The 21,706-nt window shown below is 34.2% G+C and carries 18 protein-coding genes and 1 other annotated feature; of the genes, 2 read left to right on the top strand and 16 right to left on the bottom strand.

Annotated features, from left to right (window positions below):
• Positions 1–4 precede the first annotated feature (4 nt).
• From J0J69_RS09050 to mnmG, 14 genes are all read right to left on the bottom strand, one after another.
• On the bottom strand, positions 5–793 hold the full coding sequence (locus J0J69_RS09050; protein ID WP_212724742.1) for an MBL fold metallo-hydrolase: 789 nt from the start codon (positions 791–793) through the stop codon (positions 5–7).
• A gap of 442 nt (positions 794–1,235) precedes the next feature.
• Positions 1,236–2,510: a serine--tRNA ligase gene (serS, locus tag J0J69_RS09055; RefSeq protein ID WP_055243388.1), complete on the bottom strand. Its 1,275-nt coding sequence runs from the start codon at positions 2,508–2,510 to the stop codon at positions 1,236–1,238.
• Between the two features lie 66 nt (positions 2,511–2,576).
• Positions 2,577–2,812, bottom strand: a binding site (T-box leader).
• A 103-nt stretch (positions 2,813–2,915) separates the two neighbouring features.
• On the bottom strand, positions 2,916–5,375 hold the full coding sequence (gene gyrA / locus J0J69_RS09060; protein WP_212724741.1) for a DNA gyrase subunit A: 2,460 nt from the start codon (positions 5,373–5,375) through the stop codon (positions 2,916–2,918).
• Between the two features lie 34 nt (positions 5,376–5,409).
• Complete coding sequence (gene gyrB / locus J0J69_RS09065) at positions 5,410–7,332, bottom strand: DNA topoisomerase (ATP-hydrolyzing) subunit B (RefSeq protein ID WP_055243390.1); 1,923 nt, start codon at positions 7,330–7,332, stop codon at positions 5,410–5,412.
• Positions 7,298–8,434, bottom strand: a complete 1,137-nt coding sequence (recF, locus tag J0J69_RS09070) for a DNA replication/repair protein RecF (RefSeq protein WP_055276619.1) — start codon at positions 8,432–8,434, stop codon at positions 7,298–7,300. Before recF ends, gyrB begins: the two co-directional genes overlap by 35 nt.
• A 15-nt stretch (positions 8,435–8,449) precedes the next feature.
• Positions 8,450–8,668, bottom strand: a complete 219-nt coding sequence (gene yaaA, locus J0J69_RS09075; RefSeq protein WP_055243392.1) for a S4 domain-containing protein YaaA — start codon at positions 8,666–8,668, stop codon at positions 8,450–8,452.
• Between the two features lie 120 nt (positions 8,669–8,788).
• Complete coding sequence (locus J0J69_RS09080) at positions 8,789–8,998, bottom strand: DUF951 domain-containing protein (RefSeq protein WP_055243393.1); 210 nt, start codon at positions 8,996–8,998, stop codon at positions 8,789–8,791.
• Positions 8,991–9,893: a mechanosensitive ion channel family protein gene (locus tag J0J69_RS09085; RefSeq protein ID WP_055243394.1), complete on the bottom strand. Its 903-nt coding sequence runs from the start codon at positions 9,891–9,893 to the stop codon at positions 8,991–8,993. Before J0J69_RS09085 ends, J0J69_RS09080 begins: the two co-directional genes overlap by 8 nt.
• A 19-nt stretch (positions 9,894–9,912) precedes the next feature.
• Positions 9,913–10,788 carry a ParB/RepB/Spo0J family partition protein gene (locus J0J69_RS09090; RefSeq protein ID WP_055304570.1) on the bottom strand — a complete coding sequence of 292 codons (876 nt, stop codon included), beginning with the start codon at positions 10,786–10,788 and terminating at the stop codon, positions 9,913–9,915.
• On the bottom strand, positions 10,778–11,545 hold the full coding sequence (locus J0J69_RS09095) for a ParA family protein (RefSeq protein WP_055243396.1): 768 nt from the start codon (positions 11,543–11,545) through the stop codon (positions 10,778–10,780). The genes J0J69_RS09090 and J0J69_RS09095 overlap by 11 nt, the downstream gene beginning before the upstream one ends.
• Positions 11,546–11,992: 447 nt before the next feature.
• Positions 11,993–12,163 carry a 2-thiouracil desulfurase family protein gene (locus tag J0J69_RS09100; protein ID WP_201023086.1) on the bottom strand — a complete coding sequence of 57 codons (171 nt, stop codon included), beginning with the start codon at positions 12,161–12,163 and terminating at the stop codon, positions 11,993–11,995.
• A gap of 74 nt (positions 12,164–12,237) precedes the next feature.
• Positions 12,238–13,059, bottom strand: a complete 822-nt coding sequence (gene noc, locus J0J69_RS09105; RefSeq protein ID WP_055243397.1) for a nucleoid occlusion protein — start codon at positions 13,057–13,059, stop codon at positions 12,238–12,240.
• 116 nt (positions 13,060–13,175) lie between these two features.
• Positions 13,176–13,889, bottom strand: a complete 714-nt coding sequence (gene rsmG, locus J0J69_RS09110; RefSeq protein ID WP_212723671.1) for a 16S rRNA (guanine(527)-N(7))-methyltransferase RsmG — start codon at positions 13,887–13,889, stop codon at positions 13,176–13,178.
• A gap of 59 nt (positions 13,890–13,948) precedes the next feature.
• Positions 13,949–15,829 (bottom strand): tRNA uridine-5-carboxymethylaminomethyl(34) synthesis enzyme MnmG, encoded by a 1,881-nt coding sequence (mnmG, locus tag J0J69_RS09115; RefSeq protein WP_212725876.1) that lies wholly within the window; start codon positions 15,827–15,829, stop codon positions 13,949–13,951.
• 315 nt (positions 15,830–16,144) lie between these two features.
• Between mnmG and J0J69_RS09120 the strand changes: the two genes are divergently transcribed.
• Both J0J69_RS09120 and J0J69_RS09125 read left to right on the top strand, forming a co-directional pair.
• Entirely contained in the window at positions 16,145–17,044 is a 900-nt protein-coding gene (locus J0J69_RS09120) for an ABC transporter ATP-binding protein (protein WP_055304572.1), read from the top strand.
• Positions 17,034–18,293 carry an ABC transporter permease gene (locus J0J69_RS09125; RefSeq protein ID WP_055243401.1) on the top strand — a complete coding sequence of 420 codons (1,260 nt, stop codon included), beginning with the start codon at positions 17,034–17,036 and terminating at the stop codon, positions 18,291–18,293. The genes J0J69_RS09120 and J0J69_RS09125 overlap by 11 nt, the downstream gene beginning before the upstream one ends.
• A gap of 588 nt (positions 18,294–18,881) precedes the next feature.
• On the opposite strand, the gene dnaN is transcribed toward J0J69_RS09125, so the two are convergent.
• Positions 18,882–20,018 (bottom strand): DNA polymerase III subunit beta, encoded by a 1,137-nt coding sequence (gene dnaN / locus J0J69_RS09130; RefSeq protein WP_055243402.1) that lies wholly within the window; start codon positions 20,016–20,018, stop codon positions 18,882–18,884.
• Between the two features lie 180 nt (positions 20,019–20,198).
• Positions 20,199–21,545: a chromosomal replication initiator protein DnaA gene (gene dnaA, locus J0J69_RS09135; protein ID WP_212725875.1), complete on the bottom strand. Its 1,347-nt coding sequence runs from the start codon at positions 21,543–21,545 to the stop codon at positions 20,199–20,201.
• Positions 21,546–21,706 lie beyond the last annotated feature (161 nt).

Consider the following 21,706-nt stretch of genomic DNA (forward strand, 5'->3'; position numbering starts at 1 on the left):
CCTCCTATAACGTAATCACTTTCGATGGATGCATCGCATACGTCATATGTAAATTTAACTTACTTAAATCAACATTTTCTTCTTTTAAAATATGACGAACTGTCATTTCTGCTAAATCAGGTAAATTAGCATCCTGACTTAAATGAGCTAAATAAATATGTTTCGTCTTTTCCCCAATTAACTGACTCATCGCATACGCTGAATCTTCATTTGATAAATGACCACAATCATCTAAAATACGTTGTTTTAACGACCATGGCCTATTACACATCTGAAGCATCTCTACATTATGATTCGCCTCCATAATATAGGCATCTGCATTTCCTAATGTTTTTAAAATATCACCCGTAATATATCCGGTATCTGTCACATAAACAAGCGTCTTTTCACCTTGCTTAATCATATAACCTACCGGATCAACCGCATCATGAGAAATTCTAAATGGCATAATCGATAAATCCCCTAGATCGAACCAAACATTTTTTTCAACCGCTGTCGTCTGTTCAAAACCTGGTTTGATAATATTTTTACGATACATCTCATCAATCGTTTTTGCCGTTGCACAAACATTTAATTTCCACTTACGAGTACAAACCCCTACACCCTTAATATGGTCACCATGCTCATGAGTAATTAAAATATGTTCTATTCTATTTTCATCAAATCCACTTTTTTTAATCAATTCCTGTAATTTTTTTAACGATAACCCATTATCAATTAAAATTGCTGTCTGTTCCGTTTCAATAATCGTTGCATTTCCGACACTTCCACTCGACAATACACAGATTCTCATTCTATCACCTGTTCTTCTATTCAAAAAACTTTTTTTATACTCCAAATAAGCCTTTTTTATTTCGATTATTCATTTTAACATTTTTATCATGATGAATCCAGTACAAACCCCTATTAAGCATCAATTTGATAAAAAAAGAAAGACTATCTCATAAAAGATAACCACTTATGATGATTAATAAAAACTTAAGGGATTCGATACTCATCACTTAAAACTCTAATCATTTGATTATAAACATACACACGGTTAAATCATATCACTTCTTTGTCTGTTATGTCCACATTACATAGGAATACTGGCAAATGTAGCAAACGAGAAGATAATATACCTGATTACTCAATTTAGATGATCTATTATCCTAATATTTTAATTAAAGATAGAGTATCCTAGTGCATTCCATAAGAAAAAGAGTACCTAAGGTACTCTTTTTCTTATGGAATGCTTATTTAATAACTTCTAAATTACGCATGTATGGACGTAATACTTCTGGAATAACAATGCTTCCATCAGCTTGTTGGTAGTTTTCAATAATAGCAGCTACTGTACGTCCAATTGCAAGCCCTGAACCATTTAATGTATGAACGAATTCAGGTTTAGCTTTTGCATCACGACGGAATTTAATATTTGCACGACGTGCTTGGAAATCTTCAAAGTTTGAACAAGAAGAAATCTCTTTATATTCATTATAAGATGGTAACCACACTTCGATATCGTATGTTTTAGCAGCAGAGAATCCGATATCTCCTGTACATAATTCGATGACACGGTATGGTAATCCTAATAATTGTAATACTTTTTCAGCATTTGCTGTTAAAGTTTCTAATTCTTCATAAGAATCTTCTGGTTTAACGAACTTAACTAATTCAACTTTATTGAATTGATGTTGACGGATAATACCACGAGTATCCCGACCAGCTGAACCAGCTTCTGCACGGAAACATGGACTATATGCTGTATATTTAATTGGTAATTGTTCAGCGTTTAAAATCTCATCACGGTGTAAGTTTGTAACTGGAACCTCAGCTGTTGGAATTAAGAAGTAGTCAGTATCCACTAATTTAAATGCATCCTCTTCAAACTTAGGTAATTGTCCAGTCCCTGTCATACTTGCACGATTAACGATAACTGGAGGTAAAATCTCAGTATAGCCATGATCTCCTGTATGTAAATCTAACATAAAGCTAATTAAAGCACGCTCTAAACGAGCTCCTAACCCTTTATATACAGCAAAACGGCTTCCTGTAATTTTTCCAGCACGTTCAAAATCAATAATATCTAAATCAGTTACTAAATCCCAGTGTGCTTTTGGTTCGAAGTCAAACTTAGTTGGTTCTCCAAATTTACGAATTTCAACATTATCATTTTCATCTTTACCAACTGCAATTGTTCCACATGGAACATTTGGAGTACCTAATAAAAGATTTTTGATTTCTTCATCGATGTTGCGTAATTGTTCATCTAATTCTTTAACTTTTTCTCCAACACCATTCATTTGAGCTAATAATTCAGAAGCATCTTTTTTCTCACGTTTATATTGTCCGATTAATTTAGATACTTCATTACGATTTGATTTTAATTGCTCTACTTCTAAAATGATGTTTTTACGTTGTTCATCTAACTCAGTAATTTTATTTAAATAACTGAAATCTCCACCACGTGTTTCTAAGCGATTAATTGTACCTTGTAAATCTTCACGTACTCGTTTTAAATCTAACATGTGTGTTTCCTCCTATTAGTTGATTTTGATTAGTCGTTCTAGAAAACAAAAAAATCCCGTCCCTAAATTAGGGACGAGATTTAACCCGCGTTGCCACCCTAGTTGTTCACTAAGCGTTCCACGTGGAACATTTCAGTGAGACCACTTACAAAGATAACGGTTAGACCGTGAATGAATACTAACCATTGTGTTCTTCATTCCACTCCTAGGTTGATTTCTAGTTACTCATACATCAGTTTCCACCAACCACTGACTCTCTATGCTATCAAGTAAAAAGTACTACTCCTAATCAATGCTTTTTTATTTAATTGTAATATAGCATTAACTATTTTTTTTGTCAATATTAGTATATATCGTGTTTCTAATTATATGCGCATAAGACCTAATTATTTGTATGTAACCATTCTATTCTTCTGTTGAAGTTGTTTCAGTTTCCTCAGCCTCTTCATGTTCAACAACTGCTACACTTGATACTAATTGATCATCTGTTAAACGAATTAATTTAACCCCTTGTGTTGCACGTCCCGTTTGAGAAATCTGATGAATTGGTGTACGGATAATAACACCTTTATTTGTCACGATTAATAAATCTTCATCACCATTTACAGCCTTCATGGCTACTAATGTCCCATTTTTCTCTGTAATTGTTAATGTTTTAACACCTTTTCCACCGCGTTTTGTTTTACGATATTCTTGAATTGAAGTACGTTTACCGAACCCGTTTTCTGTAACAACTAAAATCTCCTGATTCATTGTGACCATTTCCATTCCTACTGCTACTTCTCCCTCTTCTAAGAAGATACCACGGACTCCGGCAGCTGTACGTCCCATCGGACGAACTTCAGTTTCCTCAAACCAAACTGCTTTTCCACCACTTGATGCAATAATAATGTCATCGTTACCAGATGTTTTTCTTACACCAATTAGCTCATCATCTTCACGTAAAGAAAGAGCAATTAAACCATTAGTACGAATATGACCAAATGCTGATAATGTGGTACGTTTTACAACCCCTGAACGAGTCGCGAAGAATAAGAATTCTTCATCATTAAACTCTTTAACAGGAATGATTGCACTAATGTACTCATCTTGGGCAATCTCAATAATATTAACAATTGGTAATCCCTTAGCTGTACGACCGTACTCAGGAATTGTATAAGCTTTCTTCTGATAAACTTTTCCTTTACTTGTAAAGAATAATAAATGATCATGAGTAGATGTTGATAATAATTCCTTAACATAATCATCATCATGTGTTCCCATTCCTTGCACACCACGTCCACCACGGTTTTGTGAACGATATGTTGAGATTGGCTGACGCTTAATATAACCATTATTTGTTAATGTAATGATGACTTGTTCTTCTGGAATTAAATCTTCATCTTCAATATCAAAGTCAGATCCACGGACGATTTCTGTACGACGCTCATCTCCATGTTTGTGTTTTACTTCTAACAACTCTTCACGGATAATCGCATGAACACGGTCTTCGTTCGCTAAAATATCTTTTAAATCAGCAATTAATGCGACTAACCCTTGATATTCTTCTTCGATTTTACCGCGCTCTAATCCTGTTAAACGGCGTAAACGCATCTCTAAAATAGCTTTCCCTTGGCGTTCAGATAACGAGAATTCAGACATTAATGAATTTAATGCCTCTTCATCTGTAGATGAACCACGGATAATCGCAATAATACGATCAATATGATCTAAGGCAATACGAAGCCCTTCTAAGATATGAGCACGATCTTCTGCTTTATTTAAATCAAATTGCGTACGACGGACAATAACCTCAACTTGGTGTTTGATATATGCGGCAATAATTTCTTTTAAGTTTAAAACTTTAGGTTGTCCATCTACAAGTGCTAACATATTAATTCCATAAGACACTTGTAATTGAGTTAATTTAAATAAATTATTTAACATCACTTGTGGATTAACATCTTTACGCAATTCAATAACAATACGTGTTCCTTCACGGTTTGACTCATTACGTAAGTCTGTAATTCCATCTAAACGTTTTTCCTTAACTAATTCCGCGATTTTTTCAATTAAACGCTCACGGTTTACTTGATAAGGAATTTCAGTGACTAAAATTGAATATTTTCCACCATGACCTTCAACAATTTCACATTTTGAACGCATCATGATTGATCCATTCCCCGTTTCATACGCCGAACGGATTCCTTTTGTTCCTAAAATTAAAGCACCTGTTGGTAAATCTGGTCCTTTAATAAATTGCATTAATCCTAAAACATCAATTTCAGGATTATCCATATAAGCTAAACATCCATCAATAACTTCAGATAAGTTATGTGGTGGAATATTAGTCGCCATCCCAACAGCAATCCCTGTTGTCCCGTTGACTAATAAGCTTGGAAAACGAGCAGGTAAAACGATAGGTTCTTGTTCTTCACCATCAAAGTTTGGTTGGAAATCAATCGTATTTTTATTGATATCACGCATCATTTCCATCGCAAGCTTAGACATTCTTGCTTCAGTATAACGCATAGCGGCCGCTCCATCACCGTCAATTGAACCGAAGTTTCCATGTCCATCTACTAATGGATAGCGATAACTAAAATCCTGTGCCATACGTACCATTGCATCATAAACTGATGAATCCCCATGAGGGTGATATTTGGCAATAACGTCCCCGACGATACGAGCAGACTTCTTATATGGCTTATCACTGTGCATCCCTAAATCATTCATCGAATACAAAATACGACGGTGAACAGGCTTTAACCCGTCACGAACATCTGGTAAGGCACGTGATACGATAACACTCATCGCATAATCGATGAATGAAGTTCTCATCTCTTTAGCAATATTATGCGGTTTAATTTGATCATATGCAGACATTTTCGTTCCTCCTTATAGATGTGATTGCTTCAAATTAGTAGTCTAGGTTTTTAACGTATTTAGCATTAGCATCTATAAATTCTCGACGTGGCTCTACGCGATCACCCATTAAAATATCAAAAATTTCATCAGCTTCAACAGCATCCTCAAGAGTAACCTGTAATAATGTACGTACTTCTGGATCCATTGTTGTTTCCCATAACTGCTCAGCATTCATCTCTCCAAGCCCTTTGTAACGTTGAACATTTGGACGAGGCGTTGCTGCTAAACTAGACATAATCTCTTCTAATTGTTTTTCATCATAAGCATATTCTACCTTTTTTCCTTGAGAAACTTTATATAAAGGAGGTTGCGCAATATAGACATACCCATGCTCTACTAAAGGTCTCATATAACGGTAGAAGAATGTTAATAATAACGTACGAATATGTGCTCCATCGACATCGGCATCGGTCATGATAACCACTTTATGATAACGAGCTTTCTCGATATCAAATTCATCTCCAACACCTGTTCCAATCGCATGGATCATACTTTTAATTTCGTTATTCGCATAAACTTTATCAATACGAGCTTTTTCAACATTTAAAACCTTACCACGAAGAGGTAAAATTGCTTGGAATTTATTATCTCGACCTTGTTTTGCTGATCCTCCGGCAGAATCTCCCTCGACGATAAATAATTCAGAAATATTCGCATCACGTGACTGACAATCGGCTAACTTGCTCTTAAATCCTAATGATTCAAGTGGAGACTTACGACGTACCATCTCACGCGCACGTTTTGCAGCCATACGAGCACGAGCCGCCATTAATGCTTTATCAATAATGATTTTAGCTGCTTGTGGATTCTCCATCAAGAAACGTTCAAATCCTTCAGAGAAAATATTATCCGCAATACGACGAACTTCGCTATTTCCTAACTTCGTTTTTGTTTGTCCCTCAAACTGTGGATCTGGATGCTTCGCAGAAATAATCGCTGTTAATCCTTCACGAATATCTTCCCCGATTAATGCATCGTCACCTTTTAATAAATTTAATTTTTTCGCATAACTGTTAATAATACGAGTTAATGCGGCACGGAATCCCGCTTCATGCGTTCCACCCTCGTGCGTATTAATGTTATTCGCAAACGAATAAATATTTCCAGCTACACCTGTATTATATTGCATCGCGATTTCAACACTAATTCCATCGCGCTCACCTTCAACATGAATCACTTCTTCATGAATGACTTCTTTATTCTTATTTAAGAAGCGTACATACTCACTAATTCCACCTTCATAATGGAACTCATGGCGTTGTGGTTTATCTGAACGAAGATCTTCTAATGTAATTTTTAATCCTTTGTTTAAAAAGGCTAACTCACGAATACGGTTGCGTAAAATATCATAGTCATAAACTGTCGTTTCTGTGAAAATAGTTGGATCCGGTTTAAACTTAACCTCAGTACCAGTAGAATCAGATTCACCAATGATGTGTAATTCATCAATTGGATTTCCTTTTTCAAACTGTTGGAAATACTTTTTACCATTACGACTTACTGTTACTTCTAAGTGTTCAGATAAGGCATTTACTACAGAGGCACCTACACCATGTAATCCCCCAGAAACTTTATATCCGCCACCACCGAATTTTCCTCCGGCATGTAAAACCGTATAAACTGTCTCAACTGTTGATTTTCCAGTTTGTTTATGAATATCAACTGGAATCCCACGTCCATTATCTTTAACGATGATTTCATTATCTTCAGTAATTGCAACATTAATTTCTGTACAGTATCCAGCTAATGCCTCATCGATTGAGTTATCAACAATTTCCCAAACTAAATGGTGTAATCCACGGCCACTTGTTGAACCGATATACATCCCAGGGCGCTTACGAACCGCTTCAAGACCCTCTAATACTTGAATATTACTAGCATCATACTGTTGTGTTTTCGATACTTCTTGCGTCATTCTTATCACCTATCCTAATCTTCGCGTTATTAATGGTAAAAATATCAGCCAGTTCAATGACATTTTCATCGATTCCATCAATATTCGTTGTCGTTATAAAGGTTTGAACTTTATTTTTTATCGTATTTAATAGCTGTGTTTGACGTGCATCATCTAATTCACTTAAAACATCGTCTAACAATAAAATGGGATACTCATTTAAAACAGAATAAATCAACTCGATTTCAGCTAACTTCATCGATAACGAAGCTGTTCGTTGTTGACCTTGTGAGCCAAACTGATGTGTATTCACACCATTAATTGAAACACTAAAGTCATCTCGATGAGGGCCTAAACTAGTTGATCCTAATTGAATATCCTGATCATATAAATCTTTATATTTCTGTAAAATTGTTTCTTCATTTAACTCAAGGTTCTTAAATGAATTGATATAATCTAAACCTATTTCTTCTAATTGATTTGAAATCTCACCATGAACTTTTTTCGAAAAACTCTCAAGCTTCTTTAAGAACTCAATCCGACTATTTAGCACATAAACCGCATGAGGCACTAATTGCTCTGTAATGACATCTAAAAGCAAATCATTCGAGCGATTCATACGAAGCTGTTTCAATAACTCATTACGTTGCTTTAACAATTTCGAATACTGTCCTAAATGAAATAAGTAAGTTGGGGATAACTGTCCAATCTCCATATCCATAAAGCGTCGACGATACTGTGGTCCACCTTTAACTAGCGATAAATCCTCAGGTGCAAACATCACCACAATAAGCTTACCGACATACTCACTTAATTTCTTTTGATCGATTCCATTATAACTTGCCTTCTTACCTTTTTTAGAAATAACTAAAGATAAATGCAAATCATCCCGTTCTCGCGTAATATCTGCCTCAATACGGGCAAAGTCTTCATTAAATAAAATCAGCTGTGAATCTTTACTTGTTCGATGCGACTTTGTCGTCGATAACACGTAAATTGATTCAATCAAGCTCGTCTTTCCTTGTGCATTATTTCCGATGATGATATTGATATTCTTCTTAAACTCTACACAAGCATCTTGATAATTTCTAAACTGTTTAAGTGACAATCGATTGATAAACAATGATAATCTCCTTTACTACTCAGCTACAATGATAAACTCACCAAATTCTTCAATCGAAACCACATCTCCAGGATAAAGTTTACGACCACGGCGGTTATCTTGCTCGTTGTTAATAAAGACAGGAATTTCTTCTAAGAAGAACTTTACACTTCCACCACTTTCAATAAGATTCTCGAACTTTAAAAACTGTCCAAGAGTAATAAATTCACTTGTAATAAATACTTCAGTTCGCATGCTAATCACCTTTTTCTTTCTATATATATTATAGCATAATTTACATTTTTTTAATACGTTAATCCCAAATAAAAAGCGTTGAAATCCATTGATTTCAACGCTTTTTTTCCAGTTTTAAAATTAGATATTTTCACTCTCTTGTGCTGACTCTAAAACCTTCTTCATCTTTTTCTTAAATTCAGGTCGTGGCATCATTAACATACGCTCACAATGACAACATTTAATCTTGATATCTGCGCCTAAACGGACCACTTGCCAACGATTTGTGCCACAAGGATGTGGCTTTTTCATCTCAACAATATCATTTAAACCAAATGTCACATTATTCATGAGATGGACTCCCTTCATTCTTTTGATAAACCATCATTTTAGAGTAAGGGATTTCAATATTCTCTCGGTCAAACGTCAACTTGATTAAGCGACGTAATTCACGTTGAATGTGCCACTGTTGAAGTGGTGAGACTTCAGCTATCATACGAATCACCACAGCTGAATCTGCTAATTCCTGTACCCCTAAAACTTGAGGAACTTGAAGGATATCGTCATATTGATTAAAAGCTTCTGACGCAACCTTCTGTAAAACTGAAATCGCCTTATCAAGATCCGCCTCATAGGCGATTCCGATATCTAATACCGCTTGACCATTTGAGACCGAATGGTTAATAACTTTTCCAATATTCCCATTTGGAATAATCACGATTTCACCCGTTAAAACACGAATTTTAACTGAACGTAATCCGATTTCTGTAACTGTTCCGGTATTTCCATCAATTTCGATAAAATCTCCAACTGAAAATAAATCTTCAAAAATAATAAAGAATCCCATGGTGATATCATCAAGCATACTCTTTGCCGCAAATCCAATGACCACAACAAGTGCACTTGAAGCGACTAATAACTTATCTAATGAGACAAAAACCGATAATAACCATAAAATTAAAACAATATTCACCGCATAACGCCAAATATTAAGAGCTAAACTTTCAAACGTCTCTTTTCGTCTTTCCGTTCCTCCCGTTACTTTTTGAATACGTTCAATATTCACGGCAAATGCTTTTTTAATCATATTCTTACCGAGTTTTCTGACGATTGACATAATTACAAGGATTAAAATAACACTAACAATTTTAAATCCAGCATTGATTAAAAAAGTATTTAACTGATCTGTTGCCAAAAAGTTCTGAATTTTATCAGCTAATACATTTGATAAAAATAATAAATTCAAATAGCTCACTCCTTAGTTTTTATTCTAAACCCATCTTCTCGAGTAAACGATTTAAATCATCCATAGTCATATAATCAATAATGATTTGACCTTTCCCATTCTTTTCTTTAAGTTTGACTTTCGTTCCAAAATACGATTTCAAATTCGACTCCACGTACTCTAAATGGGGGTTTACTTCTCTTTTCGTCTTTTTATCTTCTTCAGCTTGAGCCGTTCCAACTTGTTTTACTAAATCTTCTAACTCACGCACTGAAATTTGTTTTTCTTTAATAATATTCGTAAACTTTAAAATTAATTCTTCATCTTTTAACCCAGCTAATACTTTTCCATGTCCAACTGAAATGACACCATTTTCAATATCATCTTGCACAGAGCGTGGTAACTGTAATAAACGCATCGTATTGGCAATGTAGGCACGACTCTTTCCAAGACGTTCACCTAAGCGCTCTTGAGTTAAATCTAATTTTTGCATTAACAGACGATAAGCTTCGGCTTCCTCAATGGCTGTTAAATCTTCACGTTGTAAATTTTCAATTAATGCATATTCCATCATTAAATGATCATTAAACTCACGAATGATTGCTGGAATAGTTGGTAATCCCGCTTTTTGAGCAGCTCTAAATCGGCGCTCCCCTGCAATAATAATATAACCTTTAATATCTTTTTTAACGATAATAGGTTGGAACACACCATGTTCTTTAATTGACATCGCTAATTCTTTAATCTTATTCTCATCAAAATACTTTCGTGGTTGATATGGGTTAGGTCTTAAACTCTTCACCTCTAATTGGTGAATCACTTCCCCTTCTTTGACTTGCTCAAACGATTCAAGACTCTCAATATCATGCTCTTGAAATAGTGCACCTAAACCTCTTCCTAATCTATTAGTCGACATTATTTTTAACCACCTCTTTAGCTAAATCAATGTAAAATTGAGCAGCTGACGATTTTTGATCATAAGCAATAATTGACTTTCCGAATGATGGCGCCTCACTTAAACGAACTAAACGTGGAATAATAGTATTAAACACTTTCTCTTTGAAATATAATTTAACTTCATTGATTACATCTAATCCTAAACGAGTACGGCGATCAAGCATTGTTAATAACACCCCTTCAATCGATAAATTTCGATTTAAACGGCGTTGAACAATACGAATTGTATTTAATAATTGTGTTAATCCCTCTAATGCATAATACTCACATTGTACTGGAATCAATGTCGAATCTGCTGCAGATAACGCATTAATTGTCAAAAGTCCAAGTGATGGTGGACAATCGATAATAATATAATCAAAATATTCTTTGACTTGTTCAAGTTTTGGTAATAACTTAAACTCACGGTCTTTTTCCATGACAATCATCGACTCAAATCCTGCTAATTCTTGAGACGATGGAATTAAAAATAAATTTTCTTCATTCGTTTTTAAAATTACTTGATTAGTTGGAATTTCATCCACCAATAAATCAAAAACAGTTAACTCAGCATCGCCTTTATAAACACCAATACCAGTAGAGGCGTTAGCTTGGGGATCCATATCAACAAGTAATACTTTATGACCCAAGTAAGCCAAGGATGCTGATAAGTTAATACTAGATGTCGTCTTACCAACTCCACCTTTTTGGTTCGTTATAGCGATAATTTTCCCCATATTAACCCTCCTAAAGTCATACTTGTTAATATTTTACCACGAAATGATAGGTTATGAAAAATAAATTTGGCGCTTGATCAGTAAATTTTGAACTTTTTGAAACGACTAATCTTATTAGTGATTATTATTTACAAACTTCGATTTTTTTATTAAATAGGTGGTGAAAAATGTCGTAGAAAACTTAATATTAGAAAGCTTTCTTGAAATTATCCTCATTATAAATTTTAATATCCGATTTCTTCAATAAACGGGCTGTCATTCCATCGCCACTCGTTAATTGACCACTAAATGTTCCATCATAAACTTATCCACAACCACACGATGAACTATTACTTTTTAAAATTCCAACCTTAACTTCAAATAAATGAGCAATCTTATCAACCTCTTCTGCCCCTTTTAAAAACTACTCCGTCATATCACATCTAAACTTATCCACAGCACGCCCATTCACCAATTCAACTGATTGCCGTAGAATAATAGGTAACCCCCTAATTGTTCAGGACATAATGGAATCACTTGATGGTCCTTAATTAATTTCAAAATTCCTTCTTGTGGATAACCATCTCCACAATATCTGCAGTCTATCCCTAACAAACACGAACTAACTGTAACTCTCATTTTCTGATCTCCTCTAATTTATCCACAACAAAGAAAAACGACAGGCATTCAATCGCCTGTCTTTTCTCTTTTTATTAATGTTTATGTTTGGGTAATGAAATTTTAATCACATATGAGTCATCTAACTCTTCAGTTTCATGTTCGACTCTCATACCTGTTTTTTCAACCATCATAATGGCTTGTTTAAAAGTATTCATGGCAATACGACAATCTCTTGGCATACGAGAAATCGTTTGTGGTTTTACTGCTTTCTCTTTTGGATTTAACGTTTCATCAATTAAACGCTCAGTTTCTGAAACATTTAAATCCTTCTCAATAATCTTCTCTAAAAGTTGGAATTGCAGTTCTTCATCTTTAACTAATAATAATGCACGCGCATGACGTTCTGTCACTTTACGCTCTAAAACTGCTTGTTGAACATGCTCAGATAAATTTAATAAACGAATTTTATTTGCGACTGTTGATTGAGATTTTCCCATTTGCTTTGCTAATGCAGCTTGAGTAATCCCATGTAAATCAATCAACTGTTTATAAGCTAATGCTTCTTCGATTGCAGTTAAATCCTCTCGCTGAATATTCTCAACAATTGCAATAGAAGCTGATTGCTTATCATCATAGTCTCGGACAATCGCAGGAACTTTATCTAGTCCAATTAACTTAGATGCACGATAACGTCTTTCTCCCGCAATAATTTCATAACCCTCTTTAAACTTACGAACAACAATCGGTTGAATCACACCATGTTCTTTGATAGATTCTGATAATTCCAAAATTTTTTCATCATTAAAAATATTTCGTGGTTGATATTTATTCGGAACGATTTTTGAGATAGGCAATTGAGTTACTTCATCTTTTGGCTGATTACGTGAATCATCTCGTGAAAAAATGTTAAACACCCTATATCCCCCTTATAATAAAAATCGAAAATCAATCTTAATGTTTAAATTATAGCGTATTTTTCTTCTTTTTTCTAGAATTTCTATAGTAATGTCCCTGCCGGTGACATTTAATGCTATTTTAATGGTTTATTTTTGATTTGACCATAAGCTCGAGGATACTTATTCGGCGTCTTCTTGTATTTTTTTGTATAAATATTAGTGCGTGATCCCGCTTCTTCCGGTAACTCAACATGCTTCACATCAATGATTTCTACACCAAATGTATCTAAGGCACGTTTTGACTCTACTAATTCTTCATCACCTGTTTGTCCTTTTAACGCAATGAAATATCCACCTTCTTTAACTAATGGGACACATAACTCAGATAAAATATTTAAACGAGCAACCGCACGAGCTGTGACGATATCAAATGATTCACGATGCTTCGATGCATATTCTTCCGCACGTGAATGATACGCTTTAATATTTTCAAGCTTCGTTTCTGTAATGACATGATTTAAGAAATTAACGCGTTTTCCTAGGGAATCGACTAAATCCATCTTTAAATGTGGAAAAACGATTTTAACAGGTAAAGCTGGGAATCCAGCTCCTGATCCAACATCACATAATGTTTTGCAGTTGTGGATATCTTCAAACATTAAAAAGCCAAGTAACGAATCATAGAAATGCTTTAAATAAACTTCATTTACTTCTGTAATTCCAGTTAAGTTCATTTTCTCGTTCCACTCAACTAATAATTCATAATAACGATGTAACTGCCATTTTTGTTCTTCAGTTAACTCAATTCCAAATTCTTTTACCTTGTCATAAAATTGTTCCGGTGTCATATCTTCCACTCCTTACTACATAAAGAGTTAAGAAAGTCTCCTCTCTTAACTCTGATTTATTATTCACTTACTTTATTTGCACGTCCTGATTCAATGTAAACCATTAAAATTGAAATATCCGCTGGATTTACCCCTGAAATACGACTTGCTTGACCAATCGTTAATGGTCGAATGTCTTTTAACTTTTGTTTTGCTTCAATCGCTAAGTTTGGCACATCATCGTAATCGATATGATCCGGGATTTTTTTCTCTTCAACTTTTTGAACTTTTTCTACTTGTTGAAGAGCCTTATTAATATATCCTTCATACTTAACTTGAATTTCTAATTGCTCAATTGCTTCAGCAGAAATTGATTCATTTTTCTCTTCAATTAAGTTGTGGATATGTTCATAAGTAATCTCTGGACGTTTTAATAATTCTAATGCCGTAATTCCATCCTTTAATGGTGATGATGGAATTGTCGCTAAATACTCATTAGTATTTCCTTTAGGTGTAATTTTAATTTCAGATAAACGTTCTTTTTCTGCTGCAATCTCAGCTTTTTTATCTAAGAATGCTGCGTATTTTTCATCATTAATTAACCCTACTTGACGACCATATTCACGTAAACGCAAATCAGCATTATCATGACGTAATAATAAACGATACTCCGCACGAGAAGTTAATAAACGATAAGGTTCTAATGTTCCTTTTGTAACTAGATCATCAATTAATACCCCAATATAAGCTTCACTACGTTTTAAAATTAATGGATCTTTTCCTTGAACACGAAGGGCAGCATTAATTCCAGCCATGATTCCTTGACCCGCTGCTTCTTCATATCCACTTGTTCCGTTAATTTGTCCAGCACTATATAAGTTTTTAACTAATTTAGTTTCTAATGATGGCCATAATTGGACAGGCTTAATCGCATCATACTCAATAGCGTACGCATATTTAACAATGCGGCAATTTTCAAGACCTGGAATCGTACGAATCATTTGCTCTTGAACATCGCGTGGTAAACTACTTGAGAACCCTTGAACATAAATTTCAGGGATGTGTTTACTTTCTGGCTCTAAAAAGATTTGATGACGAGGCTTATCATTAAAACGAACAATTTTATCCTCAATTGATGGACAATAACGTGGCCCAACCCCTTCAACCACTCCAGAATACATTGACGAACACTCTAAGTTATCCATAATAATACGATGTGTTTCTTCACCTGTATAAGTTAAATAACATGGCACTTGATCTTCAAGTGGTAAATGATCTTTAGTGTCAAAACTAAACGCACGAATGACGTCATCCCCAGGTTGAATTTCTGTTTTAGAGAAATCAACACTATCCGCTGCAACACGAGGTGGTGTTCCTGTTTTTAAACGGAATAATTCAAACCCTAAATCTTTTAAGTGTTGAGATAATCCTAATGAGGTCTTCGCACCATCTGGGCCACTTAACGTAATCTCATCACTAATCATAACTTTTGAATGCATGTAAGTTCCTGTTGTTAAAATAACCGTTTTTGAGAAAATTTGTTCCCCAGTTTCTAACTGAATTCCCTTCACTTCTGCGTCTTCAACAATTAACTTATCCACAATTGCTTCTTTAACGTCTAAATTTTCTTGTGCTAAAACTGTTTTTTGCATCTCACGAGGGTATTCCACTTTATCTGCTTGAGCACGAAGTGCACGAACCGCTGGACCTTTCCCTGTGTTTAACATACGCATTTGAATATGCGTTTTATCTGTATTAACACCCATTTCTCCACCTAAAGCATCAATCTCACGAACTACGATTCCTTTCGCTGGTCCACCGATGGCTGGATTACATGGCATATGTCCAATACGATTAATATCTCCAGTTACCATTAACGTTTTGCAACCCATTCGTGCTGGAGCAAGAGCTGCTTCAATTCCGGCATGCCCTCCACCTACGACGATTACATCATATATCATAAAGCTCACTCCTTACAGTAAACAAATAAACTTCAACTCTATCAAAAGACTATTCTTATTTTACATCTAAAACTCGACAATAAACAATAAAAATAACATCTGTGTATAAAATAGTAAACAAAAATCGATAATATAAAACAACTTTTTAGCTTTTTTCCTACATTTTTAAATTAAAAATGAAAATCATTATTCAATATCCAGTTTTTGTAACAGAAAAAAGTTGTTATTCAAAACGGTATATATCATAATAGACATATCAATGTCGTATACTCATTCGATTTGAACTTTTATTATGACAACAGGGGGGAGACTTGCATGCTAGTTTTAAAGAATGTGAATAAGATTTTTCATGATACACATGCCGTCGTGGATTTAAATCTTAGTCTTCAAAAAGGAGAAATTTATGGTTTACTTGGCGCGAATGGAGCTGGAAAAACCACAACCTTTCGTATGATTTTAGGTCTTTATGAGCAGACGTCTGGTGAAATTACGTGGGACGGTCAGAAGATGAATGAATCAATTAATGATCTTCTCGGTTATTTACCTGAAGAACGAGCACTACTTCAAAAATTAACGGTTAAAACACAAGTTAGCTATTTAGCCATGCTAAAAGGAATGTCTGAAGATAAAACTGAAAAAGAACTAGATGCGTGGCTTGAAAAATTTAATATCTCCGACTATAAAAACAAAAAAATTAAAGAATTATCAAAAGGTAATCAACAAAAAGTTCAATTTATTTGCGCCGTTATCCACAATCCCGAACTCATTATTTTAGATGAACCCTTCACTGGTCTTGATCCTATTAATCTGGAAATGATGAAAGAAGAAATTATTAACTTTAAAAACCAAGGAAAAACAATTATCTTCTCTTCTCATAGAATGGAACATATTGAAACCCTCTGCGATCGTCTAACAATTCTTCGCAAAGGACGCACCGTTTTACAAGGCCAACTCAAAGAAATTAAACAAAGTTACAATGCAAGAACGATTTTAATTCAAGGAAAGCTTGATGCCGATTACTTAAAATCAATTCCTCATGTCGTTGAGGTGACTCGCCAGCAAGACGATTGGTGCGTCCGAATTGATCATAAACAGCATACCTCAACCATCTTCAATGCTTTAAAACCTGAACATTCCATTGAAAAATTCCTCGTGTGTGAGCCATCACTACATGAAATTTTTATTGAAAAGGTGGGACAAGCCTATGAAGAGTAGTAAGTTTTGGAATTATGTTTTGTATAACTATTTACGTAAAATTAAAAGTAAAGCTTTTATTGGATTTAATATCTTTCTAATCATTGTTGGATTACTCATCAGCCAACTCGGATCCATCGTTAAATTTTTTAATGAAACTTTTGATTACTCTGAAACAATTTATATTGTGGATGAAACAAATCAACTCTATTCACAATTTCAAAAAGATTTTAATAATTTATTACCTGAAGTGATCTTAGAACAAGGGACTGAGTCAGAAGACGTTCTTAACCAAAAAGTCGAAGATGGGGATATCTCAGCCTATTTCATCATCAACTACAATGAACAAAATCTCCTTAGTGCAACCTATGTGGCCAAAGATTTTTCTAACAGCTCTTACTACACCATTGGAGAGCAAGTTCTTTCAGGTTATAACAAGCAAATTGCTATGAAATCGGCGAAGCTGACTCAAGAGCAAGTTAATTTACTCAATCAAAACTTCTCAATGGAAAAAATCTCATTAGATGAAAATGCACAAACCGCTGAGGAATCAATGGGCAACTTAGCCATAGCTTATATTGCCATTATCCTCATCTTCTTATTTTCATATCTTTACTCGGTCTATGCCGGTCAAGAAATCATGGAAGAGAAAACATCAAGAGTCATGGAAATTATTATTACTTCCATTTCGCCAATCAAACAACTTTACGGAAAAATTGTGTATAACAGCTTATACGCCTTAACGCAACTTACCATTTTCATGGTCTTATTCACTATTTCAATTCAATACATGCTAAAGAGTTTGCCTACCGAAGTACTTGATACGGTCTCAGTCATGATTTCTCCCGAACAAGCAAAAATCGTTATTTACATCATTATTTTTGCTATCGTTGCTTACCTAGTCTATCTCGTAAGTGTACTCATTTTAAGCTCAATTATCAGTTCTGTGGAAGAATATCAAATCGCCATTTCACCTATCATGGTCATTGGACTCGTTTCATTCTACATCGGAATCTTTGGAATGACTGCACCTGAGGCACCCTTTATCAAAATCATGTCCATGATTCCATTCATTTCACCTTATATCATGCCACTTCGCGTCGCTACAATGACCGTATCAACCCCAATGATTTGGCTTTCAATTGCCTTAAACATTGTTGTGATCGTCGTGATTCTAACATTTGGAGCACGTGTTTACAAAAATGGAGTCTTGAACTACTCAGGTGATTCAGTCATCAAAAAATTTATTCAGGCAACAAAAAAATCATAACTTGATTACTCCGACCAACTCTTGTAGTTGGTCTTTTTTTAACAAAAAAATCCCCTGAACTGGAGATTTTCTTTCATTTAAACTCGAACGCTCCAATGACTAACCATACCAATTTCTTCTGAAACAATACATTCAAGTTATATCTCCAATCACCTTATGTAAAAAAAACAAATATCTTGTGGATATAGTTCGCACCACTTCTACTCAAGTTAAAATCACCACAAAAATTCCATTAAATCCTACGTCTAAAATAGACAATAAAACATGATGAATCACTTCAATTGTTGAGTCTGGCGTATCAAGTTTTACCTGATTTTTCAAGGGCAATGATCCGCACTAATTCCCATATATGAGCATAGAAATCCTCCTTACAATTGACCTCTTTTTAACGAGATATTTCCTTGTAGGGGAGATTCACCAAAAGTTATCCATCTTATCCACAAGCTCTTTCTTCTAATTTGAACTAATTTTATGATTAATCATTAGCGAACTTTTGCATAGTTTGTCGAAACTTATCAAATGTATTCCACTAGCCTGTGTATAACTGTTCATTTATCCACACAAAAAAAAGAGCCTAGCGGCTCTTAACTACTCCATACGAACTGGAACAATTAATTGAATTGTTGTTTCATCGTATTGATCACGTAAAATAAATGGACGCATATCACCATTGAAACTCATAATTACATCTGAATTATTGATTGCCTTTAAAGCATCGATGATAAATAAAGCACTACATGCAATACGTAATTCTCCACCTGAAATCATTTCAACTTGAACTTCTTCTTCAACTTTTCCAACCTCTGGAGAATTTGCTGTAATTAATAACTTACCTTCTTCAGGTAAAATATTTAATTTAACAACATTTGAAACTTGATCACGTGCAATTAAAGCAGCACGATCAAATGCATTATATAATTCATGATAATTTGCTTTGATTTCAATCCCGAATGTCGTTGGAACGAATTCTTTTGTTTCTGGATAAATCCCATCTAATAAACGAGATTGGAATGAAATATTTCCAATTTGGAATAAAATTTGATTATTTGCTAAATAGACATCCACTGATTCATGAGAATCATCTAAAATTTTTGATAACTCGATTAAACTACGTCCTGGAATAACAATGTTAAATGGTTCATGTAACTTGTTTAACGGAACAAGCTTTTTCGATAAACGGAAGCTATCTGTTGCTACACACATTAACTCATCTGCATCATAACGGAAATTAACCCCTGTTAACACTGGACGGTTTTCACTATTTGCTGTTGAGAATACCGTTTGACGAATAATCGTTTTTAATAATTGTTTTTCTAAATGAATTGGATTATCATGTTTGATTAACTCAATATTTGGATATTGAGTCACATCAAATCCATTTAACGTATACTCACTTCGTCCACATTTAATTGTGACATAATTTCCTTCAAATGTACTGATTTCGATATTGTCACCATTTAATTTTTTAATAATTTCAATAAAATATTTCCCTGGAATAATGATTGATCCGACAGAATCAATTTGAATCACTTGCGTATCGTTTACCTCTAACGGTAAAAAAGTATTAATCGTAATATCTGAATCACTCGTTGTTAAGTAAAGACCTTCTTCTGCAACAACAAACTTAATCCCTGTTAACACTGGAAGTGGTGTCTTTGTAGGAATTGCCTTGCTAATATACGACAGCTGGGTTAGTAACAATTGACGATCAACTTTAATTTTCAACTTAATCACTCCTATATAATTATATATTATAGCTTTTTAATAATCTTTTTAGTAATAAATTTTGTGGATATAGGGGATAATGACTAAAAACATCATAAAATTGAGGTTTTAGCCTTGTGGATAACTTGTGGATAGTGTGTAGATAAACCGTCATTTTCTCTCCACTTACCTGTTTATAAGTTAAGATAGAACTTGTTTTAAATCGCTAATTGCTTTTTTAAGTTCATCACTTTCTTTAAGCTCTTTTTCAATCTTTTCACAACCATGCATAATCGTTGTGTGATCTCGTCCGCTAAAGGCTTCCCCGATTTTTGGGAACGAGCTTCCCGTTAATTCACGTGTTAAAAACATCGCAACTTGTCGAGCAAACGCAATATTTTTCTTACGTTTTTTCGATAAAATGTCAGCAACCGACACATCGTAGTACGCTCCGACTTCTTTAATAATGTTATTCACATCTACTTTTGAATTTTTTTGCTCTGCTTTAAATAGATCTCTTAACGCTTCATTTGCCAGTTCAATCGTAAAGTCTGAATTATTAATTGTCGCATAAAAAATCAATCGTTTCAATGCCCCTTCTAATGTACGAACATTACTATTAAACTTACTTGCGATAAATTCTAAAACTTCCTCTGGGAATTCTTCTAGATTAATATTTTCTCCGGCCAATTTTTTCTTCATGATCTCGATGCGCGTTTGCGTATCTGGAATTTGAATATCAGCTTGCAATCCCCATTCAAAACGTGAAGTTAAACGATCCATGATATCTTTTAAATCAGATGCTGGACGATCTGATGTAATAACAATTTGCTTATTATTATTATAAAGTTCATTGAACGTATTGAAAAACTCAGTTTGTGTTTGTTCTTTTTTAGATAAAAACTGAATATCATCAATTAATAAAACATCAATATTACGATACTTTTCTTTAAATGCTTCAAAATTATTATCTAGCGTCGCATGACGATAATCATCAATAAACTTCTCTGATGTACAATATAAAATTCGAGATGAAGGATTATCATCTAAAATGAAATTTCCAATTGCTTGCATTAAATGTGTCTTTCCTAGACCTACCCCACCGAAAATATAAAGTGGATTGGCAACTTCTCCTGGACGTTCTGCAACCTGTAAAGCAATCATATACGCTAAACGATTGCTTTTCCCCGCAACAAAGCGATCAAACGTATACGTCGTATTTAAGTTTCCACGATAATATTTTGGAAGATTAGGATCGGGTTTGGTTAAATCAAATGCTTGCTGATCATTTTTTACATAATCATTCGTAATAAATTTAACATCGTAGTTGAAACCTGATACTTCAGCAATCATTTCAACAACTTCTTTTAAATAAAATTTATCTAGCATAAATTGTTCGTGATTATTTTGAACCACAACATACATTTTATTATTTTTAACTTTATACACTTTCTTTGGAGTGCTAAAGAACATATCAAAAGATTGTTGAGAAATATTCGATTTTAATCGATCAATAGCATCATCCCATATTCGTTGATATTTTTCCACCGCATACACCTCATCCTAAAGTCTCTTCTATCAACATTATAGCATAACAAAATATTAAAAAAGTCCACAATGTTCAAAAAATCAACAAAAAGTTATAAACATGCTTGTGGATATGTGATATCATTTAACAAACTCCTACACTTTTCGACAATCGACAGTGG

Origin of the sequence: Turicibacter bilis (assembly GCF_024499055.1) — a bacterium.
GTDB lineage: Bacteria > Bacillota_I > Bacilli_A > MOL361 > Turicibacteraceae > Turicibacter > Turicibacter bilis.